Raw genomic sequence first — 26,998 nt, 5'->3', positions numbered from 1 at the left:
ATGCCGCACTTTCCACACTTATGCCTTGATTGCTTCTGTTTTATTAGTCAATCCAAGCGTCCGTGCTGTTGTGTCACGAATGTCATGGACAAGCTCTGGATGCTCCTTTAGTGACACGCCATAAGACGGAACCATTTCTTTTATTTTAGGTTCCCACGCTTCCAAATGTGCTGGAAAACATTTTTCCATAATCTCAAGCATGATGGAGACCGCGGTGGAAGCACCTGGTGAAGCACCGAGCAGTGCGGCAATTGAACCGTCAGCGGCACTGACCACTTCTGTACCAAATTGAAGTGTCCCTTTGCCGCCAGCCTCCGTATCTTTGATGACTTGGACACGCTGGCCGGCTGTCACGAGCTCCCAATCTTCACTTTTAGCGTCCGGTACAAATTCATGCAGCGCTTCGATATATTCTTCTTTTGATAACATAAGCTGTTCGATCAGATATTTGGTTAATGGCACGTTTTTGGCACCAGCCATTAGCATCGTAAGAACATTATTCGGTTTGACAGAGCCTAATAAATCCATATTTGAGCCGGTTTTCAGGAATTTCGGTGAGAATCCGGCAAATGGGCCAAACAGCAACGACTTTTTGCCATCGATATAGCGTGTATCAAGGTGCGGCACCGACATTGGCGGAGCCCCAACTGGAGCTTTGCCATATACTTTTGCATCATGCTGTTTTACAACTTCGGGATTGTTGCATACCAGGAATTGTCCGCTTACCGGGAATCCGCCAATATGTTCACTTTCAGGAATACCCGTTTTTTGCAGTAACGGCAGGGCTCCTCCACCGGCACCGATAAAGACGAATTTTGCCGTATGGTATTCAAGGGTATCGTCTTCATAGTTCCGCACTTTCACTTCCCACGCGCCGTCGTCAGTACGTTCTATATCATCGACAGTACGATTGTATTTAATATGAACATGTTGCCGTTCCAAATGGCCGAGCAATTTCCGTGTAAGGGCTCCAAAGTTTACATCGGTACCAGCATCGACTTTTGTTGCTGCAATCGGCTGGTCGACTGTACGCTCATTCATGATCAGCGGAATCCATTCCTGTAATGTCTCCGGGTCATCGGAAAATTCCATGCCTTGGAACAAGGGAGCTTCTGACAGTGCTTCAAAGCGCTTTCTCAGGAATTCCACATTGTCTTCCCCATGGACTAAACTCATATGAGGCAATGACCTGATAAAGTCCTCCGGGTTATGCATCAGATTGCTGTTAACGAGGTAGGACCAAAACTGCTTGGACATCTGAAACTTTTCATTAATATTCAGCGCTTTGCTGATATCAATGGATCCGTCCGGCTGTTCGGGCGTATAGTTAAGCTCGCATAGCGCAGAATGCCCGGTTCCTGCATTATTCCATACGTTAGAGCTTTCCTCTCCTGCTTTATCGAGCTTCTCAAAAATAGTAATGTCCCAGTCTGGTGCCAATTCTTTTAAAAGTGATCCCAATGTCGCACTCATGATTCCCGCGCCAATCAGGATAACGTCTGTTGTCGTATGTTTGTTGCTCATTTTTTCATCCCTATCTTCTATGATTTGCAGAAAAAGCATCGGCACTTCTAGTCAAGCCCTTACATAAAAGAGAGACCGCAAACCAGTCCGACATCTTTCCTGAAGCCATAATAACTTATGTATAGTTTATCAGAGTTTTTTACAAACGAACATATTTTTAATGAAATTTCGCTGTTACATGCCGTATGGTTCACCGTTGAAATTATAGTAAAGCGTTATAATATTAACTTGTCTTTATAAAAATTGATCAGTTATACCGATTATATAATTTACTGATTATTATAGGAGGTGAATTTTATTTGAATAAATTGAATCACTCTTTATGGCTTTTTGCTCGCAGAAGTTCTACAGCAAGTGGAAAGTAACACTTATCCCATTTGATATTGATGCTAGACAATATGGCGTACTTTTATTTATTAAGGAACACCCTTGTTCATCACAAAAAGATATTTCTGAAAACCTACAAATAGATCGAACAACTATGGTAAGTCGTATTGATCATTTAGATACTTTAGATCTTGTTGAGAGGACTAAAAATCCAGATGACAGAAGATCCTATATATTTCAGTGTGGTACGAGAAATAGTTTTATTCCTTCAAACCTTAATCCCATACCTTTCTGTCATCAAGATAAGAAACATTGGTCATATCCCTTCTGATTTGGTTATTTGGAGGTAGAGCAAGACTTTAACATAATTACAAAGCAAATAGTGATAAAAGAAGATTAAATAATTTCCAATCTTCTTTTATCCTATTCAGATATTTTTTACCTACCATGATTTTACCTTCCGTTTACCACTATTTGTGGTACGGTTCACCGTACCGGTTTTTAGGGTAAAAAAAGAATGAAAAAAGAACATAAAATAAGGGTGGCTGTCGATTAATGACCGCTACCCTATCAAGTCTTAAAGGTGAATATTATTTACTAAGGAAGTTAAACTTTATTGATACATCATTTCCCTTTTATACAGGTCAGTAGTGAAATAGTAACCTTCTTTAAAGTTTGTGCTTCGGCATACAGGACAAACAGCATTACTACCATTGAATTTTATCAACTTGCCACAATTAGAACATTTCCTTACAAAGACTGTATCTACAACTCCGACTTCCCTAGCACTCAACAATAATTGGTACGATAAGTCTTTAGGTATATTAAGATTTTTACCGACCCTTATCGGAGTAAAAAGTTCTGCTGAAGAATGAAAATTGACCAGTAGACTATCGAGTGATTTTAACAAGTCTTTATCGAAGCTTTTAATACTCATTAGATTAACAAAATACATTTTTCATCACCTCTCACTGAAAAACAGTTTAATAACGTGAAGATGTTAATCCATGCTCTTTAATTATTTCATGAGCCTCAGGTGTATTCATTTTACTCAATTCAGCAACAATAGCCCTTTCTCTGGCTATATCACCCTCATCAATTGCATTTTCTAACATTTGTCTTTTTACTTTTAATAGAACTCTCTCCATTTGATAGAGTTCCGCAGGGTCAATAGGGTCTTCATTAAATTGTGCATCGTTCATTCCTCGGTTAGGATCGTCCCCAATGCCCTCCTCTATGTTGATATTTGCATTCTGGAGACATGAAAGACCCGCATCTGTAATACTATATATCTTTTTAATTCCCTGATTGTCATACGAATAATCTACACCTAACGTTTCGCATGTATCACATAGTAGGCTATCCCTTTGCTCACTTACTTCATTCGTGGTTGCTACAAAATGTCCATGTTCACAATATATTTCATAGTTCAATGAAAAGAATCCTTGTTCACACAGATATGTCAGCACTCTTTCTGTATCATCAAACGCAAGTGAAGTTCTAAAACTAAAATACCTTTTAGAAAATCTTTTTAAGACATTCTTTTTTGTACCCGCACAATATTCCTTAAATAGCTCAACAAAGGTCTGAGGGTTCTCCATCTCAAGTTTTACATTTTGAGATACTGGAAGTCCTTTTACAGCAGAAATAATTTTAAGTATTATCTTGTTAACTTCATCTTCTGTAATTAACTTGGACAATCTTAAATTTCCTTTAGAGGACAAAAGAATCTTTGCATTGTAATCTGTTAATGTAGACCATACGGATTCTGGACTGCCGTCAGTCCCAAGATCAACAGTTACAATTTCTCCATTTTCATCTTTTATGTGAATAATAGCCCCATTTTTCACACTGATGTTTTCTCCTTCTAGATGAGCTTTTCTTACATCAGCTCCCTCCGTCTCCCAAAGTACTGAGAACTCTTTGGCATTTAACTCTTCAAGGATCGCTGTATAATAAGAACGATCAATACTCAAAGGTGACAAGTTTATAAAGGAATTAATTAACTGTCTCTCAATTTGATTTTTAACCATGATATTTGAACGTACCTCTAATACATTAATATCAGGTTGAATAACAACGATTCCTACCTGTTTTACCTCAACATTGATATAATCCCAACCAGCATTTATTCTCTTTGTAGTATAGTCTTTTTCTACAAAGAAATAATGTACTCCTCTTCTTTCCTCAGAATTAGTAATCGTCCAATCACCAAAGTTTATTTCATCAATAGACTCAATGTTCAAATCTGTATAAGTGAATATATGCGAACTATGTGGTTTAAAGACGTATTTATATTCTTCAAGTAACTTTGTCTTATAAGCTGGTTCTCTCTCAATATTCTCAATCACATTATCAATGTCTTGAGTTGCGTCTTCAAAATCACTTAACTCTAATTCGCCTTTAATTGAATCTATTTCTTTCTTCGAAAACATATTTACTATCCTCGAGATATGATCTATAGACATAATTACCTCCTACTAACTTTTCTTAAAACAATAGCAATGAATAGTGCTAATATAACATTACCCAATATAACCTCTATTGAGGATATAAAATTCATAGTCTCCAGTAAATAAGGTGTTGTACTATACCCAGAGAATAACGACAGACTGAATTTAAGGCAAACTAAATAATATCCAAAAGTAAAACTAGGAGGTTCATAAAACACATTCGTATTATCTTTATCTGCTAAACTTACACCTTGAAGAAGGAAGTACAACAAACTAAAAAATAGAATAATTACTATACTACTGATTACCAATCTAAATATACTCTCTCCATAGTTTGTTGTTACCTTAAATAATTTATATTTAAGGTATTTAGGTATTGATTTAAACTGTTTTTTACTTACACCTTGTCTCGTTCCAACCAATAGTTTAAAGTAGTAATCTTTTTTAAATTCCATTTCATAAAAATATGCAATACCACAATTGTCATAGTCTCCAGCATCACCATAATAATTTTTTGCTAAGCCATAACACTTATATGTTTGTTTATAATCTTTAAGTTGTGAATATATAGAGGCAGCTTCTTGGATACATTTAGCAGCATCTATATAATAATTAATTGAATGATATTTCATTGAAGCTTCTTCATAATAAATAGCGGCCATACGAATTTGTTCCTCATCTATAGTAGATATTTCTTTTTGCATCGCAGCAGCTTTTTTTGCTGATTCAGCAGCTAGGTATAGATTTCCCATTTCTTCAAATGAAGAAGATAATTCATAAAATTCCAGGGCTAAAGATGATGATGTATCCTTTAAGGTGATACTCTTTTGTTTTAGTTCTTCGTATTTTTCTTTAGAATCTTCCATACAAAACTCCCTAAATACATCTCCAAATATTTAATAAGTCCAACAGTTTATTAGATTATCCATTTAAAAGGCTTATAGTTATTTTACTATATCGGAATAAAAAAGGAACATTTTAATTATAAAAATTATAATAGTTTATTCATTCTGGAACGAACATTTTCTGTAACGGCAACAACAACCTTACATCATTCGGCATTTGCTCATAGCACTTCACAACTAAATCTACCAATTCCTCTAAATCTACCAATCTAACAGAGTTATCTTTAGGTACCGCCTCAGCTTGTGAAGTAAACCCACCTGTTGAAATAAATAAACTATTTGCATCAATAGAGTTTTCCCAAAATAACTGCTGAATTTCTGGTGCTGATGCAGTGGATTTTCGATGCTTTACTTTTACCCTAGTTATAAGCTTTTCAAATCCAAAAGCATCTTTATACGCTAAAACATCCACTTCTCCATCAGGCCCTTAGGACTTACTCGAACATTGTAGTCCATTGCTTGTAGAAGTCCTCCAACTAACTCTTGCATTTGCCAAGGATCAAGCTTATCGACTTTATCTCGTACCATAACCAATGCTTTACTAACTAGATACTCAATAATTTCACTTTCTTCTATTCCTTCTTCATTGGTTTCATCAGGCTCAAAAAATGGATGTTCGACTAACTATTCAATTTCACTTCCAAATCACCTACACGGAAGACTGTTAGCACAGAGCCTAAACTATTTTTGACAGCTTGTGATAATGAATCGCGATCAACAGTTATTTCTTCCAAATTAACTTTTATATGGTTAGGGTAGTCTGAGATTCCAATAGAATTATCATAAAAATGCGATTCAGTAACTTTTCCTACCATGTATTGTCGTGTCTCTTTAAAATAGGTTAATACACATTCACCATTTTTAATTTCCCTACTGAATCTCCACACTGTTCCATTTTTTTAATAATTGAGTAGGCACGTCACCTTCGCATGTATTCGTAGAGACCCATTGAATACCAAAACTTCATTACTATACCAATTTTAGTTAGAAATAATGCTCTGATTTAAGAAGGGAGAGGTGTTAATAGAACTCTCCCTTTAATGCTATTTTTTATATTTATAACACTTAAAAAACATTCAATTAAAATAAATCACTATACTTTATGACATATTTTCTTCTAAAAACTTTTGAAGAATACTTGAAGAAGGGTAACTAGACATTGATGCTATACCATTAGCTAACTCTATCGGAAAAAGAGCACCTGTATATCGATGACTTATAATATCAGGTAATGTTTTTAATATTCTTTTCAATCCAATCAAATCTTTATCATTAGGGTGGCCTTCTAGGTCAACGTATTGTCCAGTAGGAATATTTAATACTAAGTAAGAATTAGGATCAGTCTTCACATAAACCTTTTCCCCCCAATTTGTTCTTTTACCATATGAATTCATTAAATCCGGAGTTCTATATACTTCTTTTCTAATATACTCATGTGTCAACACAGAATAATGCATGGACTCATCTCTGTTTTTCGGATTGACCTCTCTTGAGACTTGCTCTAGATGATCAGCAAATACACCAGACTTTTCTTGACCAATTATATGAATTGGCCTCTCTACCAACTTAGCGTATTCTAAAAAATTGCGAATTGATGGTACTAACTTCGAATATTGACTCCTCAATGTGAGAGGCCCATCTTTAATAAACAGGGTTTCTGAGACTAAATTCTTGTCTTTATGATTCCACAATAAACGAATTGTTGTAAATAGCATAATGTGTTCTACGACTAGCATGTATGCAGAACTTACGCTTTCTGGAGCACTTTCTTCGGTAATATCTAAATGAAAGCCAATCATGTCGGTTAAATAAACTTCTTTTTGGCAACTTTCGCAACTCTTGGTATCTTCATTAGGCTCCAGACCACTTACTTCATTTTCACAATGTGGGCACTGAAAATCAGGAGACTGAACATATTCTTCTCTCCATTTTTCATAAACCAACCATTTAAGAGTTTCATAAAAAATCCCCTCTTGGTCTAGCTTTAAAGAGTCCCTTACTATATTTCTTATAGAATTAAAGTTGCTACCCATTGATGTTTTAATATTTCTTAACGGAAAGACTGTAGAATGATGCACAGCACTTTTTGCTAATAAATCCTTAAGTAAAATAGGATGGGGTTGTTTTTTGTCTATTCTATTAAGTTTTGATTGTTCAATAGAAAGCAAGCCAGCTTTTACGAAGGAAACTTCTCTAGAAGGAGTGGTATTAGAGCTAACAGTTACATTTGAGCCATCTACAGCCCAAAAATGTTTCAATTTAGAAATACCCTCTAATTCTGCTTGTTCCCAGCCGTCCTTTTCATTTTCTGAAAATTCGTAATAATTTGATTCAAAGTCTTTAACTAGAGACTTCACCCATTCACTTTCTACAACATTAAGATGCCCCAATTTTGATGCATATTCAAAAGGAGAATTATAAGTGCTATTATAAGCCATTACTCCTCACCTGCTATCACTTCAAATTTATTTGCTTGAAGGGGCACAACGAATCTGTGTGACATTGTTAACATTCTCATATATCCTGGAGTTTTGGCCTTTTGTATATCTTCTTCAACGCCGTTAAAGGCTGTTTGTACTTTTGAAAGTGCTCTTGTTTCATCACTTGAAGACAAATGACCTACAAAGAAATTTTCAGTTTGTGCCAATAACTCTTTACTGATTGTTGATGGTGACTGAGTGGAGTAAACCATCCCAATGTGGAATTTTGCACCTTCTTTTGCAAACCTAGAATAAACTCCAGTATGATCATCTGTGTTCGGTGGAAATAAATTGTGTGCTTCTTCAAAGTACAATTGTATATATTTTTCATTAAGGTTATTATTAACAAATTTTTGCTCCTGATGGTTAAAAACAGATTGGGAGATTAAATCAGAAAAATACCTCCGAATTTTATCAGTAGCATTTCCTAAATCTAAGATTACGGTTTTCCCTTCATCCATATATTCAAGTATCTCGTCTGTAAAATTGGTTGCGTCTTTCGAGTGATACTTCATGTAATCTCTCAATATTATAGGGCCACTCCCTGATTTAGGTTTAAAGAAATTTATTAGAGCTTCATCATCAGCATTTAAAATAGGTTTATTTGAAGAAGTAGACTTTAGACCAGATGACCCTTTCTCATTAATATATGTGGCCAGAGCATCTATTTCACTAACAAGATCATAAATACTTTTTGGCTTTTCTGGGATTGAATCACCATAAATCTTTTGCCTCACTTCTTTTGAAAAACCAGGATTAAAACCCGAAGTGTGTTTAGCTCTTAATTTCAAATTTTTCAATTTTTTCTCGTTGTATGGAAAACCTGCCTTAACTAAAATTGCCCAATAAAGTTGAACTTTTCTTATCATCCTAACCTTTTCATTTTCCTCTGCTGAATTAATATCTTCAATGGAGGGAAGATCAACACTACTAAAACTCTTTACATAATTAGCTTGCTGCTTATCCTGTTCTAATAGAGAAGATAATACATCTTTACAAGAAGAAGGTTGTTCATAGAAATTCAAGCGCAAATCTTTTGACTCAGTACCCGGACGCTTTGTTAATGCATATACTACACACTGCTCTTCATAAGCTGATCTAATAGATTTATTTCCGTCTTGTGGATTATCATTTGCATACTCACCATTAATATCGAATATAATTTGACCTACATTTTTGTCTCTTTCAGAGGATTTAATAATTGATTCAGCAATTAATTTTACGACATTTGATTTTCCAAGCCTAGTCTTTCCAAACATGGCAGTTCTTGTACCCTTAAAATCGTCAACAGATATTTTAACTTCCGGTTGTTGACTTGTATCTCTAGTTAATAGACATTCAGTTGCCCGTAAGTTTCCTAAAGAATATCTTCCGTTCTCATTAACTAATCCATTCACAATTAAATCTAAAATTTCTTGGCTTGGCGAATATACTTGGTAGCGATGAGCACTAACAACATTATTTACATCCCCTGAAAATTCTAACTCTTTGGAATCCGTCGGGTTTTGATAGAACATCCCCATTACATCACAATCCAAGGCTCCCCATTGAAGCTCGCTTTGTGTCCAAACATCTAATTCAGGCATAGATTTTTTGTGTAATTCAAAGTAAGTCTGTTGAACGTGATTACTTAGAGGTGTTGGTGACACTCCTGCAACCCTTAGTAATGTAAAATGTACAGGCAACCCTTGAAAATCATTAGGAACTAATATTAAAAAAGAGCCTCGTGGGATACCACCCACAGCAATCTTATATGGATCAGAAGTGATGATCTTAGCGGTGTCGTAATTTAACTCTAGAGTGTAGCCAACAAACTTCATATTTTCTACTTGTCTTGCGTTCTCAAGCCTTTTCTGTTCTTCCAAAAAGTCCGTTAGTACATGTAATGGATTCTCACTAACTGAAGAACTTGCCACTAAGTCTTCTAAACTATTCATTAAAAACTCCTCCTTTACAAATTACAAGAAATCAGAAGCTCTTGATAACTATTTCTACTTTTTTTACTAGCAGAAATTGAACTGTACCTAGATACAGATTTAATATTAAAACCTTTAGGTTCATATAATTGTTGGATAGAGGGATGCGCTGCATTAGTCATCAAAATTTTCACCCCTCTTTTTTTAGCCTCAATAAGGCAATTTGCTAACCTTTCCTGATCCTCCCAAGAAAATAGAACTTCATTATACTTAACGAAACCATTAGAGTTATGCCTTACGGTGTAAGGTGGATCTACAAAAATAAAATCATTAATGCTTGAACGATTTATAACTTTCTCAAAGTCATTATTGAGTAACTCAATCCCCTTTAACAACTTAGAAGTCCCCTGAAAATCATCTGTATCTAAAAGGACTTTAGTTTTTGATCCTATAGGGACGTTAAAATCACCTTTTTTGTTAACTCGATAAATTCCATTAAAACATGTTCGATTAAGATAAATCATTTTAGCTGCTCTTTCTTCTAAAGAGTGATAGTTTGTTGATCTGATATGATAATAGTAATTTTTACAGTGATTTTCATGATGTTTTGTTAAGAGATTGTAAACCTTTCTCCATCTACTTTTTATTGCTCTATAAGAATCTATTAAATCCTTATTAGTGTCATTGAGAACTGCCTCTTTAGGTTGAAGATGGAAGAATACCACACCACTTCCCAAAAAGGGCTCAAAATATGTATTGTATTCGGTGGGGAAGTATTCAGGATATTTTTGTATCAGCCACCTTTTTCCACCTGCCCATTTTAAAAATGGAGTTACTTTATTCATTATTTTCATCCTACTTAAATTTAATTTTTTATATGACATAATAAAAACAGGGAATTTGCTTTAATAATAGTGGTTATATTTTAACATATACACAGAAAAAATTTGGAATAACTTTACTTTATTATGAAGAGTAATGGGCGAAGGTGCAAACTCATTATAAATAATTTCTTTTATACAAATTATCCCCTTATGCAAAAAAAGACATAAGGGGATAATAGTGATTTTTAGCACAACGCCATCCACTTAAATTTCATATTTATTATAGTTGTCAATCACATTGTTTTCTTTCTCCTACCTATTATCCAATACTAAAGTCGAATTGCCCTTCATAACCTCGCTTCCAGCGATTATTGAATAGTTCATCTCACTTGCAGATGCTGTTTCTTTAGCTGCTTTTTCTTTTGCTTGTACAATTGGGTCTTCGATTTTGTTATCACCTTTAACTTCAATAATTAACCATTTACCATCACTTTTTTTAATTAAGAAATCCGGGTAATAACTCCTCACTGTATTTGATTCAGGGTCAATGTACTGTATATAAAATTCAGATTGGCCATGTGTGAGCATTCCAGTAAAATATATTTTTTCAATTTTATCACTAGCAATTATATCTTTAAAGAAATTTTTCTCTGGTTGCGAGTCAAAGCAATAAGTATCTAAATGAAATGATTTATCTAACCAATTACTAAAGTAATCGTCGTTTACATCTACGACTAGATTAGGGTTTGCAGACATTTCATAGTATCCTTGTTCTGGCTCCTTAACTAGATTAATCTCTTGTTCTTCTATTTTATCGTAACTCTCAATATCGTACATTTCATTAAATAAACGAGGAATAATCCAATCATACAATAACTCATTGTATTTATTTACATAATATAGAATTTCATTGAAACTCTGTTTGGAATTCCTCAATATTTTTTCAATTTCTATACATGAATAGTTTAAGTATCGAGCAATTTCAGCTACGAGCGTCAAATGACTAAATTGTCTAGTATCTCTTTCATTAGTTAAGTCATACTCTTTATTTCGATTCATACTGTTACTTTTAATTAAACCTTCCTGTACAGTTTGTACTAACCTGTACCTATCCAAATCAACTTTATCAAATTCAAAATCAATCTCGTCTGTTATTTGTTTTTCCTTCAACATATGCAATTTTTTCTTTTTATTCACTTTTACCTTAACAGGCGGTGGATTTAATTTTACCTTATAACGCTGATTTTCACTTTTACTTTGTAAATCATCAATATTTAGTCTAAAGTTTTGCTCTAGTTCATCTTCCAATATAGTCTTGTTCTCATTAGAAAGGTAGACATTAGCCTTCTCTTGAATATTACCTATTGCTCTCAAACATCTCATCGTTGCTTGTAGTACAAAAATCTTTGATCGTGGTTTTCTATATAATGCGACTCCAAATAAAGAACGACAATTCCAGCCTTCCCTTCCTTTATTAACAAGTAGAACAAACTGTTTTTCAGAATTGGGACTATCCAATCGATTAAATTCTCTTATGTCATCATTAGTGGTTAATTTGGAATCACCAACGTTGACTAGTATTTTATCATTTGTAATGTTTAACTCTTGTAAGATTTGTTCGACAGCAGGTTTTAATTCATTTTGTATTTCTTCTATTTTCGAACCGAAAATCGCTAATTTAGGCAATAAGCCCTCTCTTCTATTTTCTCCATATTTTTTCCAAAAATCTTTAATTACTATGCGCAAGAATTCTATTGATTTCGTATTAGAATATCCATTCACCGTTGCTTCTTTCAAATACTGATTATCAATCGCTGCTTTCAGTCCATAAGCATATACAACCTCTGGAAAGATTTCTTTTCCCGCGTACGGTGTTCCTGTATAATTGTAACAACCTATAACACTTGTCCCAGACTCTTCCAAAGACTTTGATATTTCATTTATGGTGAGCCTTAAGCTAGTCTTTGCCTTCTTCAATCCCATATCCTTTGCTAGCGCATTTCCAAATGAGTGATGTGCTTCATCTACATAAATGCCCAACTGTTCTAGTCGAGTTAATTTTAAGAATCGCTGATTTTCTATTAACTCTCCTTCATCCTCAGGCTGATCGAAGCCATAAAGATCTGCATTTTGGTCATAAACACTATCGTGGCTATAAGAGGGTGTGCTAAATAACTTTTCTACTTCACTTTTTTCTTTGTGTTGCCTCTTTAATATTATTTTTTGAGTATTAGAAATGATAATATTAAACTTCGACCGATCTATAGTATTTAAAGTAGTCCCTGTATCTTCAAGAAAATGAATCTTTAAGTGCGTATTTAGCCAATTTAAATACTCAGGGGGAACTACTTTACTTCTATCAAAGGTTTGAATCTCTTTTAGTGATTGCAAAACTGTTTTATCTGGTGCAAAAACTAAGGCGTTATGGCAGTACTTTTTGTCCTTTGGAAACTTATTTGCAAGTAAAAATTCATAAAAGATACATGTAGCCATTAAAATTGTTTTGCCTGTACCCATAGTTAAAGAAAAGATATAATTTGGGTATTCTTGAGCAAACTCTTCTGCATATTTTTTCATTCTGGCAAAAACCTGTTTATATTGCTTATGATCAATACCAAATAGAACCATCTGCTCGCCTTTTCCTAATCCAAAATCATCTCTTTTTTTAAATCCATTTTGTTTATGGTACCAATCGTCAAATATTTGATATACCTTCCTGTTATCCAAATACTCCTTTAAAAAAATATACATCTCTAATGCTTCAAATTGAGGTACTCTTAAGAATGAATCGGGATTACTTGAATCATTAAAATCTAGGAACTTCCTTGATAAACTTCTATAGTTCCTACGTATAGTACCTTTATTTTGTTCATAAAATTGCCGTAAATAGTTAAAAAAAGCGAAATCTAATGCAAACTCATTTTTCTTAGCCATTATTAATATTCACCTCCAATGATTCCGATAATAAATCAGTAATCTTAACTCTAATCGTTCCTGCATCCTCTGGAACTTTATATTCCCCTTTTACTTTCTCATTCTTTTCAGGAATATCCACAATACCAGGTTCTAACACAGCACCATCGTAATTCCAATCAATCATAACTGATTCAACTAATTCCTTCCAATCTTCTACATTCTCCTTCATAATGCTGAGTTTTTGCAAAAGATTCATTGGGTAGAAATTATTTATTACTAAATGGCCTTCATTTATAGAAATATCTGTCTCAGAGTCACGTCTAAATTCTAAGTGTGACTGATCCCTTAGAATATCGACTACATCTATGTCTAGTTTATAATTTACTTCTTGTTCAAGAGTAGCTGCAAGGTCGGGTTCATGTCCCATGCAAACAAGTAACAGCTTTTCAACAGGTTGATTTGGATGTTCTAACTGGCGTTTTTCAAATAATTTATAATCAAAATTTGATATTAAATCATTTAGATCAGCTTTTGTAGCAATTCTGTTCACGGACATTATTTTTACCATTCGTCCTTCTTTTTCTCCATCATACAATGAATTATTAACAAGTGGTTGTATCTCTAACGCCTCTCTTAATAATTCTTTAGCCTGTATAGGATTACGGAATATTTCATAGTTATTTACATTTAACACCTCAAACCCTGGTAATTTGTTATCTGCCTCCTTATATGCATTTATTAATCTCTTTGTTGTTGTATGTATAGCAGTTAAGTTTATATCTGTACCTATAAACCTTCTTCCATTTTTTAATGCAACTGCTTGTGTAGTACCAGATCCCATAAAACAGTCGAAAACTAAATCTCCTGGATTACTAGAAGCTTGAATAATTCTCTCTAATAATTTCTCGGGCTTTTGTGTAGGATATCCTGTAGGTTCATTTTGGTCAGCAGGTTGTAACATAGGAAGCCGCCACACATCATCAACTGTTTTGTGTGTAGCTTCAATATAAATAATATTACCATCATCATCTTTTGCGTTTACCAATGATTGTGAATTTTTATCCCACACTCTTTTAATTTGCCGTACCGGTTTATCTCTTAATTCTTGCACTTTATTAAATGTAAACTTATCTGATTTTGTGTACATTAGTATCACGTCATGATTAGAAGCAAACCTATTAATATTTCCTTGCATTTTATTATAATAATGCCAAATTATCTCGTTCTTAAAGGCACCTAATCCAAAAATTTCATCCATTATACATCTTATATATGAACTCTTATGCCAGTCACAATGAACATATATAGTACCTTTATCGGATAACAACTCTCTCATTATTAATAAACGTTCATATATAAATTGTAAATATTCGTCATTTGTCCATATATCTGTATACTGTTTTTCTTCAAAAGCAGAGAGACTTGTATTAACCCTTTTACCTTTGAGCTTTATTAATTTTTTGTAATCAGCTTTAGAATCATATGGAGGGTCTATGTATATCAAATCAACCTTTCCCCTGAACTCTTTTAACAGATGACTCATTACTTGTAAGTTATCTCCCCAAAATATCTTATTAAGCCAACCGTCAATTGATTCTCCATGCGTTTCTTTTAACTGAGCAGGGTAGTATCGAGTTGATTGAAAAGGACGTTTACCTTGCCAATGTAGCATTGGATAACCTTTAATAGGTTCAAACTCATATTTATCCAGTTGAGTTTCATCTTGTTCCTTACCTTCTTTTTCAGTCATACTATAAACTCCTTTCTTAATTAACAGTTAATTCAAGTGTTTCTGAGAGCAAGTCTGTAATTTTAACTCTTATAGTACCAGCATCTTGAGGAACGTCATAAATACCTTTCACAGTCTCCTTCTTTTCAGGGATATCAACTACACTCGGTTCTAACACAGCACCATCATAATTCCAATCAATCATTATTGACTCAACTAATCCCTTCCAATTTTCTACATTTTCTTTCATAATGCTAAGTTTTTGTAAAAGGTTCATTGGGTAGAAGTTATTAATTATTAGTTGACCTTCATTTATAGAAATATCAGCCTCAGAATCACGTTTAAACTCTAGATGTGACCTATCTCTTAATATATCAACTACTTCAACGTCTAATTTATAACCTACTTCTTGTTCAAGAGTGGCTGCTAAATCTGGTTCATGTCCCATACACACAAGTAATATTTTCTCTACTGGATGTGTTGGATTTTCAAGTTCTCTTTTTTCAAATAACTTATAGTCAAAGTTTGTTATTAATTCATTTAAATCCAACTTAGTGGCAATTCTGTTTACTGGCATTATTTTTACCATTCTGCCATCCTTTTCACCATCATACAGATTGTTTTGCGCAAATGGCTGTATTTCCAAAGCCTCTATTAGAATTTCGTTGGCTTCTAATGGATTCCTAAAAATTTCATAATTATTAACGTTATATACTTCGAAACCATTATATACATCATCCATAGCATCCTTTTTCAATTCATCCTGTATTTTTAACAACCTTTTTGTAGAGGTTTGTATTGAACCTATATTTATATCAGCGCCAATAAACCTTCTTCCAAGTTTCATAGCTACCGCCTGTGTAGTTCCAGATCCCATAAAACAATCAAATATAATATCTCCTGGTTTTGAAGAAGCTGAAATTAACTTATAAAGTAGTTCTTCTGGTTTCTGGGTAGGATAATCTGTTCTGTTATTTGATGTTTGATTTTCGATATCAATAAAAAAGTAGTCGTTAGGTACTTTTCCTTTTCTTAAATAGTCCCTAACCACAAGTTCAGGATTTGTCTTTTCCCACTTTGGATCTACATCCTTTGCTCCTTTTATGGGACTCCCTTTTATAAAACGACCATTTAATCTATATCTTCCATTTTCATCTTCTAACCTATATTTTTTAATTGTACTTTCAGATAACGGCTCAATTACCATTTCATTATCCCAATTAAAAACAGGGGATTTATCCTTTTTATAAAATAAAACATCATGATGACTTCTTTTCCACCCAGACTTAATTGAGCTCCTTGTTGAGAACATCCAAACTAGCGAGTTCATAAAATTATTTGATCCAAATACTTCATCCATTATACTTCTTATTTGATGGGCTTTTCTATAATCACAATGTAAATAGATTGCCCCATCATCAGACAACAATTCTCTCATTAAAATTAATCTTTCATAAATAAATTGTAGGAACTCATCATTATTCCACATATCTGTATACTGTTTTTCTTCAAATGAATTGTAATCATTACTTAAGTTAGAACCTTGAATGTTTATCATTTTTTTGTAGTCAGCCTTAGAATCAAAAGGGGGATCAATATATATTAATTTTATTTTACCTCTATATTCTTTTAACAAATGGCTCATTACTTGAAGGTTGTCCCCCCAAAAAATTTTATTAAACCAACCATCTGATGGTTCACCATATGTTTCTTTTAATTGAGCAGGGAAATATTGTGTTGAACGGAAGGGGCGTTTTCCTTTCCAATTTAACATTGGATACCCCTTAATCGGATCAAATTCATACTTTTCTACATTTAACTCATCTTGATTTGAATAATTACTACTCATGTTTACCTCTCTCCTTAATACTTTTGATCACAATAAAACCGCATATCACAGTTACGACAGTGCTTTATGGGACGTTCTTCTATCCTATAATCTTTCTCTTCAATACGCTCTACAATTTTGTCAAACTTATTAATTGTTTTATCTATTGACTTTGTATCTTTATTAAATGTTACATAAGGGCTACTATTCTCTTCTCCTGTATAGTATAAATGCATATTATTCACTTTTTGTCCTGTTCGCTCTTCCACTAAATGAGCATAAACTTCAAGTTGCCGTTTATAATGATAAATTCTTTCTTGTTCCTTCACTAAATCAGGTTTTTTTTCCGATTTAAAGTCAATTATATCTACTGATCCATCTTCACCTTTAACTAAATCAATAGTACCTTTTAACACATAATCCTCTTTCACCAATGATACATCGACTTCCGCATCCTTTATGTGAGACCAATTATTATTTTGTCTATCTACATACTTATTTACTTGTTTTAAGGCAGCAATTTGTGTTTGTGGAGCAAGATAAACTCTTTCTTTTCTTATTAAATTTTTGTAGTTGGATTCAAACCAGTTCTCAACATTATCACTTGTGATTTTTTCCTCCTCGCCTTTCAAAGCTGCCTTATGAATATCCTCAATAGTTTGGTGTACAAGAGTTCCAAATAATGTTGCCCCCTGTCTTACTGGAGCAAATTCTAGGTCTTTATAAAATTTGTATTGAATGGCACATGTCTCAAAAATATTAATATGTGATGTGAATGAATATTCCTTTTTTAGATTGACTTCTTTAACATCCTCAAATTCTAAATCATAGATGCCAGCAACGTCTCTCCAACTTTTTAGTGGCCTATAGGATTCAATAAAACTTTTCGATGGAATATTTCTAGTACCTTGGCCACTCGCCTTACTTTCTAGACAACTCAACACTAATAAATTCTGCGCCCGAGAAAAGGCAGTATAGTACAATCTCCAAAAATCATAATATTTTGTCCTACTCAAGGGTTCAAATGGTTCTTTTCGATAAAAGTTCTCTTGCAATTCTTCATCAAGATTTGAATATTGTTTTCTAGGTGATGATTCAAGTGACCCAACCATTACAATAGGAAATTCTAATCCCTTTGACTGATGAATTGTTAAAAACGAAATACAACCACTTGGTGCATACTCTGAATCATCTTCATATTCATTAATACCTCCATTGATTAAAAAGCGAAGATATTGATTAAAAAATGTCCTTAATATTTTATCTACTTTCCCAGGCGTAAATACTGAAACACGATGCAAATATTCAAACTTAGTTAACAACTGGGAAAATAATGAGAGGTTTCTTGCTTGCCGACTGTCTCTAACTCCAGCAGTTCCTTGTTCCAAATATCGGTTAAATATATCAAATTGTAGTAACTGATAAAACAAACCAGCGAATGCGTAATCAGTATTTTCACTTAAATTGTAATGTTGTTTTGCCTTTTTCCTCGCCCACTTTAATAACCTTTCATTTTCTGGCTTCCTAAGTTCACTTGTAAATTCTGAAAAGCACTGATCATACATTTCCCATTCGTCTAAATGTGCATTTTTATTCCATTTTCTTGCCTCGGGAAATTGCGGGAATAAGAAAATGATTGCACCTATTAGTAACCGTACTTCTTCTCTATCGAAATACATATTTGACCTCGGCGAATAGACTGGAATATTTTTTTCCTCTAAATAGTTAGCCAATCCTGTAACCTTTGAATTTTTTACAGACTTGAATAGAAAAGCTACTTGGTTCCAATCTGTGAGCTTGCCTTTTTCTTTTAATGATTTTAAAAATTGATATACTTCTTCATACCAACTGTCTAAAACTTCGGTACCAGACACTTTCAATACGGTACTACTTTTAGGATATTTACCCTCATTCGGTACTATTTCCTTTTCATATCTAAAGCTCTTACCTTTATAGTTCCAATTTTGTTGTTCCATCCATTGATTATAAAACTGAATAATATTTGGATGGGAACGGTAGTTAATAGATAATTCAAGCTGTGTACATACCCCCTTTGGAAACTTATTAGGAAACTCTAAGATATTTCTAATTGTAGCACCTCTAAAACGATAAAGACCTTGGTCATCATCACCAACTACACAAATATTTTGCTTTCTCCCTGCTAATAGAAAAATAATTTCTTCCTGAATAGTATTGGTATCTTGGTATTCATCAATCATCAAATAATGTAAGTCTTCACTTAGTTCAGTTGTGATTTGAGGATGTTCTTTTAATAATTTATAGGCCTCTAATTGTATAGTGGAAAAGTCAAGGGCATTTTCCTCTTTTAATTGTTGCTGATATCGTTCATAGCAATAACCTAATGCTTGTACTTGAATTTCTGTTGATTTTTTTAATTGTTCAACATCTAACATTTCCTCACTTACTTTATTAATCCACTTTAGTAAATTCTCAGCCTTTATCCATCTAGAAGTTCTCTCTCCCACTAATATTTCAACATTTGGAATTTGTAAATAATCGTTTAACTTTTGGTACAGAAAATACTGCTGGTCAAATTGATCCATTAACATAAAATTTTTCTTAAGTCTGGTGTGTTCTCTATTTTCTTCTAAAATGCGTAAACAAATTGAGTGTATTGTTCCTAGGTACATTTCATTTAGATTAAAAGATATGTTTGCTTCATGGAGGCGATTAGAAACACGAGTCATCAGCTCATTTGCTGCTTTTTCAGTAAAAGTAGCAACTAATATATTTTCTGCTTCAACCTTTTTTTCCGTAATTAAATAAAAAATTCTCTCAACAAGAGTATATGTTTTCCCTGACCCTGGCCCCGCAATAATCAAAACGGGCCCTTCGGTAGTTTGGACAGCTTTTAACTGATTTTTATTTAACTTTGGCATTTCGTTCCCTCCGATTACAGGTTAATAGAACCATGCTTTTATTATCTAGTACTTTTTGCATTTCTCACATATCCCTAAACCTAAAATACACACCTATATATCGTCATTTGTATCTAGCACTTTGCTCACTACATTCAATCTTCTTTTACCACACTGTTGACGAAGTACAGTTGTATATTTTCCGTTCCGTTTGAATTTGTCTTCATTATTAATGTAGAGTTTTTGAATCATATCAATCATTTCTTTTTCGCTAATAGAATCATCCCAGTACTCATCAATCACTAAATTAATAGATGCCGCTAAATCGCGTTGTGTTTTTTGAAACAGTTTAACTTCCACTTTGAAAGTCACCTACTCTTACTTTTTTTATACTTAATCTTTATTTTATATCTAGTCCATTAGTAACACAATAGGTTATGAAAAATATCAACATATTTTCTCTGTACCACCATTCATTATGAACTAAAGGGGTATACCACCGTTTCATGCCCCACCCCTTTTTATAAGCCGTTATTTATCCATTCGGATAGATGACGGCTTTCTTTTTATTTACAGAGACGACACGCGTGGTGAGAGGAGCTCATTCGTGAAAGGAGGCATTAAGATGAATGATTCATTAGCACGTATCCTTGTTAGTGCTAAAGAGATGGACAAGTGGGTTCCAGTAGATTACTTGATCAAATATGACATACGTAATGTGGATCTTTTAGATTTAGAAGATCAAGGTTTACTACTGGTTAATCGAAGTAAGACAAATGGACTCTTGTTGAAGTTGACACTAAAAGGTTATCACTACTTTAGTTAGTCGTCCCAATGTTTAGCAACTACATTATCAATTAGAGGAGGAATCATTTATGAGAAACAATTTTGAAGGCACAAATGAACTGTTAAACGGAAGAAGCATTTCAATTACAGAGGTTCAATCAATCTATCAATCACTGTTTGAGCAATATGAAGGTTTATCGGTCGAAATAGTAGATTCAGTTGAACGTAATGATTATGTCAGACTCTCTCATTTACTTGCTAGACGAAAGAAGTTACAAACAGCATTAGATGATATTAAAACCCTGCATGAGGATGAGCTAATTACACAGCGATCAGTTAAAGGACGAATTGCAAGTGTATTAAAGACAAGCGCAGAAATGACTGAATCAAAAGGTGAAGATGCTTTGATAAAAATTACCGACAGCTTAGAGAAAGTAAACCATTCAACACATAGCATTACATCGAAAACACTGGATCTCTCAACTAAGACAATAAGTAAGGGAAATCAGCTTAATCATAGGGTAGGTAAGTTTCTTGTAGATAAGACATCAAAAGGTTTATCAAAACTCGCAGATGTATTCAATAAGCAATAATCTTTATCCATTGAAAGGAGGTGAATACCAATGAGTACAGATAAACATGCAAACAACATCGTACCATTTTCAAGTAACGCTGAGTTAAATCAATCATCACTACCAAATATCGTCTTATCATCAGAAGCATCCAAACAACGGATTGAAGAACTGCAAAAGTTTGTTCAGGAAGTGATGGTTAAAGGAATTGATTATGGTTTAGTTCACGGCTTTTCAAAACCTACTTTACTTAAGCCCGGTGCAGAAAAGCTATGTGATGTATTCGGCTTCTCGAAAACAGCAGAAGTCGTTAACCGTATCGAGCAATGGGAATCAGGAATATTCGCATACGAGGTGAAGACGACACTCATACGCAAAGATAATGGTGTTGTCGAGGCAGAAGGTTTAGGGTCTTGCAACAGTAAGGAATTATCCTTCCAACAACAAGATCCTTATACAATCGTTAACACCATTTTGAAGATGGCGAAGAAACGTGCATTGATTGATGCAGTATTATCTGCAACACGTTCAAGTGGGTTGTTTACGCAGGACATCGAGGATTTTCCTGAACAATCGAACATTAAAGGAGGTGATGATCTCGCAACAAAGGTTCAGTTGCAGACGATATTCAGTATTGTCAACGAAATTGATATGCGGACAGATGTTGCAAAAGAGATGATGAAGATGACTTTTGGCGTTGAGCGTAGTACTCAACTCACAAAGAAACAGGCATCCGATTTCATTCAAGACTTGCTGCATTTAAAAGAGGCATATGAGGAGGTGAGAGAATAATGAGGTTACAAGAAAATAATCTTCAATGGAAAGCTCATGGGTTGCAGATGTAGTCGATGGCTTTCTTTATTGCACAAAAAAGATGAGCTCATCAGCACATGAACTCATCTCTTATGAGACGCAAGTGTAATCACTTAATTACATTATATCTCATAACAGCTATTCACTCAATTGGGAGGGACGTATACCGTCTCTCCTTTTTTAATTCAATCAAACAATAATGGAGGAATTTATAATGAACAATTCAATCGATAAAATCACTTTTAAAAATCTATTGGCAACAACAACTCGTGAAAAGGAAGATAGTTATGTAGTGAATGAGCTATTCAGCCGCTACCCTTCTATCCAAGAGTTGTTGGATGTAACGGAAGAAGAATTATTGCAAGTCAAAGGTATCGGGAATGTAAAAGCTAAACAAATCATTGCTGCACTACAGCTCGCTCGCATGAATCCATGTCCTGTTGAAGAGCGATTTACCATTCGCTCACCAGAAGATGCATATGATTACTTGAAGGATATGCAATACTTAAATCAAGAGCATTTTGTCGTGCTTGGTTTGAATACTAAAAACCAAATAATCTTTCGCGAAACAGTATTTGTTGGATCATTAAATGCTAGCGTTGTCCATCCCCGGGAATGCTTTAAGCACTTAGTTCGTCGTAGTTGTGCAAGTGCTATCGTCGCACATAATCATCCTAGTGGAGACGTTTCACCAAGCATGGAGGATATTAACGTTACAAAGCGTTTAGGTGAAGCTGGGAAAATGATGGGGATTGAGATTTTAGATCACTTAGTTATTGGTCATGAAAAATATGTGAGCTTAAAGGAAAAAGGATATCTATAAAACCAATATGAGAGTCAGTGATTTCGCTGACTCTCTTTTTCAAATGACTTAATGGGCTAACTTTTGAGTTTATTGTAAATCTTTTGCTCAATACCTACACCGAAAATAGTTAGAATGTTGTTATAACAGTGTTTTTAATGATATTGAATCATTTATCGTTTGTTATGAATCAATATAAAAAAATAGTTCACTTTGTATTAATCAGTCACAAGCCGAAATTGTAACATTGGAATAAGATAAATTTATTTTCAATTTCCAAACTATAGATTAGTTCTTCAAACAAACATATGGTTCAACGAATAGACTACACTCTATCATTCCTTGTGAATATTGTTGTACACAAACACGTATAAACCTTTGATGCTCTTGATCTCATGTACTGCGCATTTCACTTGGATACGAGGCTAATATCTACCTTCTCATCACTTTTATCTACATGTTTTTTGTATATGCCAATTCCAACAGTATCCGATAGATTCAATAAACCTTGTCTTCGTAGTACATCAATATACATTAGAAGCATATTATCCACGTCCTTACTTTTATCGCTCGTATGAAATAACATATGACAAATTTCATATTGTTTTGGAGTAGTGAATTTTTGTGAAAGTAAGGCATGTTCTATGATCTTTGCATCGGCCGCATTTTGAAAGTCATACTGCATGGTTGATGCAATGTTATAAACAACCGCAGGTTTCTTTTCGACTAAAGGTAATTCACAAGTGAAATGAATATGGTTTCTCGTCACTAAATCTTCTATACGCACATGAATCTTAGTCTTAGGATAACGCTTCTGACCTTTATATAGCCAGACCTGAGCATGTGTGATTAAGTGATCATCATCAACTACACTTTTGTTTAAAGAATCAAATATCGCCTTCAATACCATCTCAAGCCTTACAGATTGTGGTGACTGAACAGAAACGATCTCTGTTTCAATGGCAATATCATTTTTAAACACTGCAATCGAGTTTGCTCTTAATGCAGCTTGTGCTTCTTTCATAACAAGTTGTTGGAAGTGCATCATTGAATGGTCTTGAATCAACTCTTCTTTAGTATTAGGTCTATGCTGTGCTTTTGGTTCATCGTTTAATTGAATCATCATGCTTTCTTTTGTATTTTTTATCTTCATCTCCGGTTGGTATGATACGTTAACCTGATTCATACTGCAATATTCCCCCCTGTCCTTTTTAAAGCATTCTTAAGTTTCAGGTCAGGAATACAAGTTAGTCTAATAACATCAATGATTACATCGCCAGGTTGCTGTTTTGTTTTTATAGCGTCACCTATAAACTGCAATTCTTTATAGCATGAGTTTTGATTAATCCTGTACACTGCTTTCACTTTCATTATATACCCTTCCCGATGAAGCCACCTCACTACTTTTTTAATATCATTTACGTGACAACCCAAATTATAGGTGATTAGGTCACTTACATTTATTGTGTTGTTTATGAAATGAGCTGCATTTGGATCTACACCACCGTATTCATCAATCCAATGATATAGGTAAAGTTGTCCTAAAACCTTAATTTTCCGATCTGTCCATTTAGTTTTATCCCGTAAAACGGAACCTTCCATCATCTCTATTGGTATTTCGCAATATCCATTTTGAGTTTGTTTCATAGTTACACGATCCCTATGTATATGTTCATTGGAATAATACGTTTTTGTAGACCTATGATAATCAGGGGTAACCAAAACTTTATAAACATTAACCTGTGATCTGCGTCCAACTTTCTTGATGAAGTAATTTTTACAAAGCCAATCAATAGAATCCCTAATTTTATGAATGGATATGTTCAACTCCCTCGCAGTAGTGTCCAAGCTCATGAAAAAGGTTCCATTAGAATTAACACCTACAACCCTACACATCAATAGATAAACCCTTAAATGCTCACCCTTCAACTCTGGAAATGTATTACAAAAGACTGTTCGTTCAACCATAAATGTATTTTTAGACAAATGAATAGCCATATTGTTCTCTCCCTTTGACAATTATTATTGTTTAAATACTAACAAACCGATATAATAGTGTAAAGAGGATATTATTTGGAGGAGTGAGACTCTATGAAACCAGTAATGATTACAAGCTTAGAATTTGATTTATTGAAAAATAGCCCTATAGGAGAAAGGGTTAGACTGTTACGAAATAAACTAATGAATGATGTTGATGAGGCATTTTATACAGCAAATGCAATTTCTAAAAGAACTGGTATTGCTGCTCAAACAATTACATCAATTGAAAGAGGAGAATCTAAGAAACCGTCATTTTCGGTTATTCACTCATTAGCAAAGGACTTTTATGTTCCAATAGAGGTTTTTACAGATGAGTATTACGAAATTAGTGAGAAATTATTTTCAGTTGGAAAACCTGAAGAACCGATCGATATTACCGACTTAAATCTAGATGATTATGACAGTCTCATTATTGGAGATAAAGAGTACTTTACATCAGATTTTGACAATGAAGAAAGGCTTTGGCAGCATCGTCGAAATATCTCTTTCATCGTCTATGAAACAACAGTTGATGAAGGTAAAAAGCTTCTCTATAAACATTCAAAGCATATGAAAGAAATGGAGATGACAAATGCTATCAGTCAACTTATTCATTTGATTGAGTTGTCTCCACAAGAATTATCGTCAAGTGAGTGGAATGAAGCTATAAAAAGATCTCCACTTGCTGAAGCGCATAAAATAATCTCAGAGCCAATTAAGAGACTACCCACTGTTCAATTTACAATTGAGGATAAAAATAATAAAGGAAGGGGAGAAATCTAATGAGTATTAACCTCGATCAATACAACAATGAAAACATAAAAAGACCTACTGGAATAATAGATATTCTTCAAGCCGAGGAGCAAAAGAGGGAAGCATTCCTAGATCAAATGGTTTCTGTTATTGAAAATACCTTGTCTAAACTTGAAGCAAAATCAGGTGAGGCCAAAGATTACTAAATAATAAGGGGGAAGTTCATATGCTAACAGGAGTCATCTATGCACGTGTAAGTACAGAGGAACAAGCATCAGAAGGATACAGTATTGAGGCACAGAAAAAACTGCTTTATGATTATGCCAAACAACGTAATATTCAAATAATCGACGAATATATCGATGAAGGACGAAGTGGAAAGAGTATTGATGGTAGACCTGAAATGCAGCGTCTATTAAAAAATGCTAGAAATAACAGGTTTGATGTCGTGATTACTTATAAACTAGATCGTCTTGCGCGTAAAACAAGGGATTCACTAGAGATTATTGAAACACTTGAAGATCACAATGTGCAGTTGATGATTTACTCCGAAAATTTTGATACAACAACATTACAGGGAAAAATGATGTACACGTTATTCAGTTCATTTGCTGAAATGGAAAGGGGTCAAATTGTTGAAAGAGTTAAGATGGGCATGAATCAAAGGGCCATGGAGGGAAAATGGAACGGTGGAATGGTGCAGGTTATGATGTCATTAACAAGGAACTAGTTGTGAATGAAGATGAAGCTGTAATCGTAAAGGAAATATTTCTTTTGGCCAGTAAAGGACATGGGTATAAGAAGATTGCGCCTATGAAATGAACAAGCGTAATTATAAAACAAAAAAGAATAAGGATTTCTCAATCGCAACCGTTAAAGGTATTCTAGAAAACCCAGTATACATAGGGAAAATTCGATTTAATCAACACGAGAACTGGTCAGAAAAACGAAGGAAAGGTAAAAACAAGACCCCTTTAATTAAAGATGGTATTCATACTCCAATAATTGAGATAGAATTGTGGAATCAAGTACAACAGAAACTACAAACTCGTTCATTTCGTCCAGCTCAATCTACAAAGCCATATTTCTTAGGTCGCTTGCTCCGATGTCCCGAATGTGGATATGGAATGACTTGGATAGGTTACACTAAGTTAGACAGATTCGTTAAGGTCATATAAGCTTGATTCAAATAAATCTGAGGAGAATCAAAATGACCAAGCGAAAAAGAAGAACATTCTCACAAGCTTTTAAGGAACAAATCATTCAGCTACATGATGCCGGGAAACCAAGAAGTGAAATCATTAAAGAATATGATCTTACCCCTTCAGCCTTTGACAAGTGGGTTCGTCAACATCAATCCAGCGGCTCCTTTCAAGAAAAAGACAATCGTACACCAGAACAGGAAGAGTTGATCAAGCTTAGAAAAGAAAATCAAAAGCTGGCCATGGAGAATGATATTTTAAAGCAAGCTG

The 26,998-nt window shown here is 34.0% G+C and carries 25 protein-coding genes; 10 read left to right on the top strand and 15 right to left on the bottom strand.

What is annotated here, in order from left to right:
- Nucleotides 1–18 precede the first annotated feature (18 nt).
- Nucleotides 19–1,563, bottom strand: coding sequence for a malate:quinone oxidoreductase (locus BM195_RS05845; RefSeq protein WP_090235711.1), 1,545 nt, complete (start codon nucleotides 1,561–1,563; stop codon nucleotides 19–21).
- Nucleotides 1,564–1,846: 283 nt separating this feature from the next.
- On the opposite strand from BM195_RS05845, the gene BM195_RS05840 reads away from it, so the two are divergent.
- Nucleotides 1,847–2,182, top strand: a complete 336-nt coding sequence (locus BM195_RS05840; RefSeq protein WP_244535677.1) for a MarR family transcriptional regulator — start codon at nucleotides 1,847–1,849, stop codon at nucleotides 2,180–2,182.
- A gap of 652 nt (nucleotides 2,183–2,834) precedes the next feature.
- Here the strand turns inward: BM195_RS05840 and BM195_RS05830 are convergent.
- From BM195_RS05830 to BM195_RS05780, 12 genes are all read right to left on the bottom strand, one after another.
- Nucleotides 2,835–4,319: a hypothetical protein gene (locus BM195_RS05830; RefSeq protein ID WP_090235059.1), complete on the bottom strand. Its 1,485-nt coding sequence runs from the start codon at nucleotides 4,317–4,319 to the stop codon at nucleotides 2,835–2,837.
- Between the two features lie 2 nt (nucleotides 4,320–4,321).
- Nucleotides 4,322–5,170, bottom strand: a complete 849-nt coding sequence (locus tag BM195_RS05825) for a hypothetical protein (RefSeq protein WP_090235057.1) — start codon at nucleotides 5,168–5,170, stop codon at nucleotides 4,322–4,324.
- A 139-nt stretch (nucleotides 5,171–5,309) separates the two neighbouring features.
- Nucleotides 5,310–5,621 carry a restriction endonuclease gene (locus tag BM195_RS19085; protein ID WP_425283892.1) on the bottom strand — a complete coding sequence of 104 codons (312 nt, stop codon included), beginning with the start codon at nucleotides 5,619–5,621 and terminating at the stop codon, nucleotides 5,310–5,312.
- A gap of 208 nt (nucleotides 5,622–5,829) precedes the next feature.
- Nucleotides 5,830–6,024 carry a hypothetical protein gene (locus tag BM195_RS19080; RefSeq protein WP_425283891.1) on the bottom strand — a complete coding sequence of 65 codons (195 nt, stop codon included), beginning with the start codon at nucleotides 6,022–6,024 and terminating at the stop codon, nucleotides 5,830–5,832.
- Between the two features lie 285 nt (nucleotides 6,025–6,309).
- Nucleotides 6,310–7,647: a hypothetical protein gene (locus BM195_RS05815; RefSeq protein WP_090235054.1), complete on the bottom strand. Its 1,338-nt coding sequence runs from the start codon at nucleotides 7,645–7,647 to the stop codon at nucleotides 6,310–6,312.
- Nucleotides 7,647–9,626: an ATP-binding protein gene (locus BM195_RS05810; RefSeq protein ID WP_090235050.1), complete on the bottom strand. Its 1,980-nt coding sequence runs from the start codon at nucleotides 9,624–9,626 to the stop codon at nucleotides 7,647–7,649. The genes BM195_RS05815 and BM195_RS05810 overlap by 1 nt, the downstream gene beginning before the upstream one ends.
- Before the next feature lie 14 nt (nucleotides 9,627–9,640).
- Complete coding sequence (locus tag BM195_RS05805) at nucleotides 9,641–10,450, bottom strand: DNA adenine methylase (protein ID WP_244535676.1); 810 nt, start codon at nucleotides 10,448–10,450, stop codon at nucleotides 9,641–9,643.
- Between the two features lie 291 nt (nucleotides 10,451–10,741).
- A complete protein-coding gene (locus BM195_RS05800; RefSeq protein ID WP_090235041.1) occupies nucleotides 10,742–13,363 on the bottom strand; it encodes a TnsA endonuclease N-terminal domain-containing protein in 2,622 nt (873 codons plus the stop codon).
- The gene (locus BM195_RS05795; RefSeq protein WP_090235036.1) at nucleotides 13,356–15,095 is read right to left on the bottom strand and encodes a site-specific DNA-methyltransferase; all 1,740 of its coding nucleotides are present in this window, start codon (nucleotides 15,093–15,095) and stop codon (nucleotides 13,356–13,358) included. The genes BM195_RS05800 and BM195_RS05795 overlap by 8 nt, the downstream gene beginning before the upstream one ends.
- A gap of 16 nt (nucleotides 15,096–15,111) precedes the next feature.
- Nucleotides 15,112–16,923: a site-specific DNA-methyltransferase gene (locus BM195_RS05790; protein ID WP_090235034.1), complete on the bottom strand. Its 1,812-nt coding sequence runs from the start codon at nucleotides 16,921–16,923 to the stop codon at nucleotides 15,112–15,114.
- Between the two features lie 14 nt (nucleotides 16,924–16,937).
- On the bottom strand, nucleotides 16,938–19,802 hold the full coding sequence (locus BM195_RS05785) for an ATP-dependent helicase (RefSeq protein WP_090235032.1): 2,865 nt from the start codon (nucleotides 19,800–19,802) through the stop codon (nucleotides 16,938–16,940).
- A gap of 93 nt (nucleotides 19,803–19,895) precedes the next feature.
- Nucleotides 19,896–20,141, bottom strand: coding sequence for a TIGR04540 family protein (locus BM195_RS05780; protein ID WP_090235030.1), 246 nt, complete (start codon nucleotides 20,139–20,141; stop codon nucleotides 19,896–19,898).
- Between the two features lie 265 nt (nucleotides 20,142–20,406).
- On the opposite strand from BM195_RS05780, the gene BM195_RS05775 reads away from it, so the two are divergent.
- From BM195_RS05775 to radC, 4 genes are all read left to right on the top strand, one after another.
- Nucleotides 20,407–20,607: a hypothetical protein gene (locus BM195_RS05775; protein WP_090235028.1), complete on the top strand. Its 201-nt coding sequence runs from the start codon at nucleotides 20,407–20,409 to the stop codon at nucleotides 20,605–20,607.
- Nucleotides 20,608–20,656: 49 nt separating this feature from the next.
- A complete protein-coding gene (locus tag BM195_RS05770; protein WP_090235027.1) occupies nucleotides 20,657–21,160 on the top strand; it encodes a hypothetical protein in 504 nt (167 codons plus the stop codon).
- A gap of 30 nt (nucleotides 21,161–21,190) precedes the next feature.
- Complete coding sequence (locus BM195_RS05765; RefSeq protein ID WP_090235024.1) at nucleotides 21,191–21,931, top strand: hypothetical protein; 741 nt, start codon at nucleotides 21,191–21,193, stop codon at nucleotides 21,929–21,931.
- Between the two features lie 235 nt (nucleotides 21,932–22,166).
- Complete coding sequence (gene radC / locus BM195_RS05760; protein WP_244535675.1) at nucleotides 22,167–22,775, top strand: RadC family protein; 609 nt, start codon at nucleotides 22,167–22,169, stop codon at nucleotides 22,773–22,775.
- A 388-nt stretch (nucleotides 22,776–23,163) separates the two neighbouring features.
- Here the strand turns inward: radC and BM195_RS05755 are convergent, their stop codons facing one another.
- Both BM195_RS05755 and BM195_RS05750 read right to left on the bottom strand, forming a co-directional pair.
- The gene (locus tag BM195_RS05755) at nucleotides 23,164–23,940 is read right to left on the bottom strand and encodes a RusA family crossover junction endodeoxyribonuclease (protein WP_090235020.1); all 777 of its coding nucleotides are present in this window, start codon (nucleotides 23,938–23,940) and stop codon (nucleotides 23,164–23,166) included.
- Nucleotides 23,937–24,752 carry a hypothetical protein gene (locus BM195_RS05750; RefSeq protein ID WP_090235017.1) on the bottom strand — a complete coding sequence of 272 codons (816 nt, stop codon included), beginning with the start codon at nucleotides 24,750–24,752 and terminating at the stop codon, nucleotides 23,937–23,939. The genes BM195_RS05755 and BM195_RS05750 overlap by 4 nt, the downstream gene beginning before the upstream one ends.
- 93 nt (nucleotides 24,753–24,845) lie before the next feature.
- Here BM195_RS05750 and BM195_RS05745 point away from each other — a divergent pair, with 93 nt between their 5' ends.
- The 5 genes from BM195_RS05745 to BM195_RS05730 form a co-directional block, all read left to right on the top strand.
- Complete coding sequence (locus tag BM195_RS05745) at nucleotides 24,846–25,556, top strand: helix-turn-helix domain-containing protein (RefSeq protein WP_090235014.1); 711 nt, start codon at nucleotides 24,846–24,848, stop codon at nucleotides 25,554–25,556.
- The gene (locus BM195_RS18250; RefSeq protein WP_170848163.1) at nucleotides 25,556–25,732 is read left to right on the top strand and encodes a hypothetical protein; all 177 of its coding nucleotides are present in this window, start codon (nucleotides 25,556–25,558) and stop codon (nucleotides 25,730–25,732) included. Before BM195_RS05745 ends, BM195_RS18250 begins: the two co-directional genes overlap by 1 nt.
- A gap of 20 nt (nucleotides 25,733–25,752) precedes the next feature.
- Nucleotides 25,753–26,256, top strand: coding sequence for a recombinase family protein (locus tag BM195_RS05740; protein WP_090235012.1), 504 nt, complete (start codon nucleotides 25,753–25,755; stop codon nucleotides 26,254–26,256).
- Nucleotides 26,257–26,344: 88 nt separating this feature from the next.
- Nucleotides 26,345–26,704 carry a recombinase family protein gene (locus BM195_RS19075; RefSeq protein WP_090235009.1) on the top strand — a complete coding sequence of 120 codons (360 nt, stop codon included), beginning with the start codon at nucleotides 26,345–26,347 and terminating at the stop codon, nucleotides 26,702–26,704.
- Nucleotides 26,705–26,736: 32 nt separating this feature from the next.
- The coding region (locus tag BM195_RS05730) for a transposase (RefSeq protein WP_139223976.1) at nucleotides 26,737–26,998 on the top strand (262 nt) is incomplete at its 3' end.

The sequence above is a fragment of the Lentibacillus halodurans genome (assembly GCF_900112045.1).
Taxonomy (GTDB): Bacteria; Bacillota; Bacilli; order Bacillales; family Amphibacillaceae; genus Lentibacillus; species Lentibacillus halodurans.
This window is presented reverse-complemented; position numbering and strand designations above follow the sequence as displayed.

Excerpts from the sequence above, each read along its gene's own strand:
- BM195_RS05840 (WP_244535677.1), top strand. The coding sequence starts at position 1,847 with ATGGCTTTTTGCTCGCAGAAGTTCTACAGCAAGTGGAAAGTAACACTT.
- BM195_RS05775 (WP_090235028.1), top strand. The coding sequence starts at position 20,407 with ATGAATGATTCATTAGCACGTATCCTTGTTAGTGCTAAAGAGATGGAC.
- BM195_RS05845 (WP_090235711.1), bottom strand. The coding sequence starts at position 1,563 with ATGCTTTTTCTGCAAATCATAGAAGATAGGGATGAAAAAATGAGCAAC.
- BM195_RS05770 (WP_090235027.1), top strand. The coding sequence starts at position 20,657 with ATGAGAAACAATTTTGAAGGCACAAATGAACTGTTAAACGGAAGAAGC.
- BM195_RS05750 (WP_090235017.1), bottom strand. The coding sequence starts at position 24,752 with ATGGCTATTCATTTGTCTAAAAATACATTTATGGTTGAACGAACAGTC.
- BM195_RS18250 (WP_170848163.1), top strand. The coding sequence starts at position 25,556 with ATGAGTATTAACCTCGATCAATACAACAATGAAAACATAAAAAGACCT.
- BM195_RS05830 (WP_090235059.1), bottom strand. The coding sequence starts at position 4,319 with ATGTCTATAGATCATATCTCGAGGATAGTAAATATGTTTTCGAAGAAA.
- BM195_RS05740 (WP_090235012.1), top strand. The coding sequence starts at position 25,753 with ATGCTAACAGGAGTCATCTATGCACGTGTAAGTACAGAGGAACAAGCA.
- BM195_RS05805 (WP_244535676.1), bottom strand. The coding sequence starts at position 10,450 with ATGAATAAAGTAACTCCATTTTTAAAATGGGCAGGTGGAAAAAGGTGG.
- BM195_RS05745 (WP_090235014.1), top strand. The coding sequence starts at position 24,846 with ATGAAACCAGTAATGATTACAAGCTTAGAATTTGATTTATTGAAAAAT.
- BM195_RS05785 (WP_090235032.1), bottom strand. The coding sequence starts at position 19,802 with ATGCCAAAGTTAAATAAAAATCAGTTAAAAGCTGTCCAAACTACCGAA.
- BM195_RS05765 (WP_090235024.1), top strand. The coding sequence starts at position 21,191 with ATGAGTACAGATAAACATGCAAACAACATCGTACCATTTTCAAGTAAC.
- BM195_RS19075 (WP_090235009.1), top strand. The coding sequence starts at position 26,345 with ATGAACAAGCGTAATTATAAAACAAAAAAGAATAAGGATTTCTCAATC.
- BM195_RS05795 (WP_090235036.1), bottom strand. The coding sequence starts at position 15,095 with ATGACTGAAAAAGAAGGTAAGGAACAAGATGAAACTCAACTGGATAAA.
- BM195_RS05810 (WP_090235050.1), bottom strand. The coding sequence starts at position 9,626 with ATGAATAGTTTAGAAGACTTAGTGGCAAGTTCTTCAGTTAGTGAGAAT.
- BM195_RS05815 (WP_090235054.1), bottom strand. The coding sequence starts at position 7,647 with ATGGCTTATAATAGCACTTATAATTCTCCTTTTGAATATGCATCAAAA.
- BM195_RS05755 (WP_090235020.1), bottom strand. The coding sequence starts at position 23,940 with ATGAATCAGGTTAACGTATCATACCAACCGGAGATGAAGATAAAAAAT.
- BM195_RS05825 (WP_090235057.1), bottom strand. The coding sequence starts at position 5,170 with ATGGAAGATTCTAAAGAAAAATACGAAGAACTAAAACAAAAGAGTATC.
- BM195_RS05790 (WP_090235034.1), bottom strand. The coding sequence starts at position 16,923 with ATGAGTAGTAATTATTCAAATCAAGATGAGTTAAATGTAGAAAAGTAT.
- radC (WP_244535675.1), top strand. The coding sequence starts at position 22,167 with ATGAACAATTCAATCGATAAAATCACTTTTAAAAATCTATTGGCAACA.
- BM195_RS05800 (WP_090235041.1), bottom strand. The coding sequence starts at position 13,363 with ATGGCTAAGAAAAATGAGTTTGCATTAGATTTCGCTTTTTTTAACTAT.
- BM195_RS19080 (WP_425283891.1), bottom strand. The coding sequence starts at position 6,024 with ATGGTAGGAAAAGTTACTGAATCGCATTTTTATGATAATTCTATTGGA.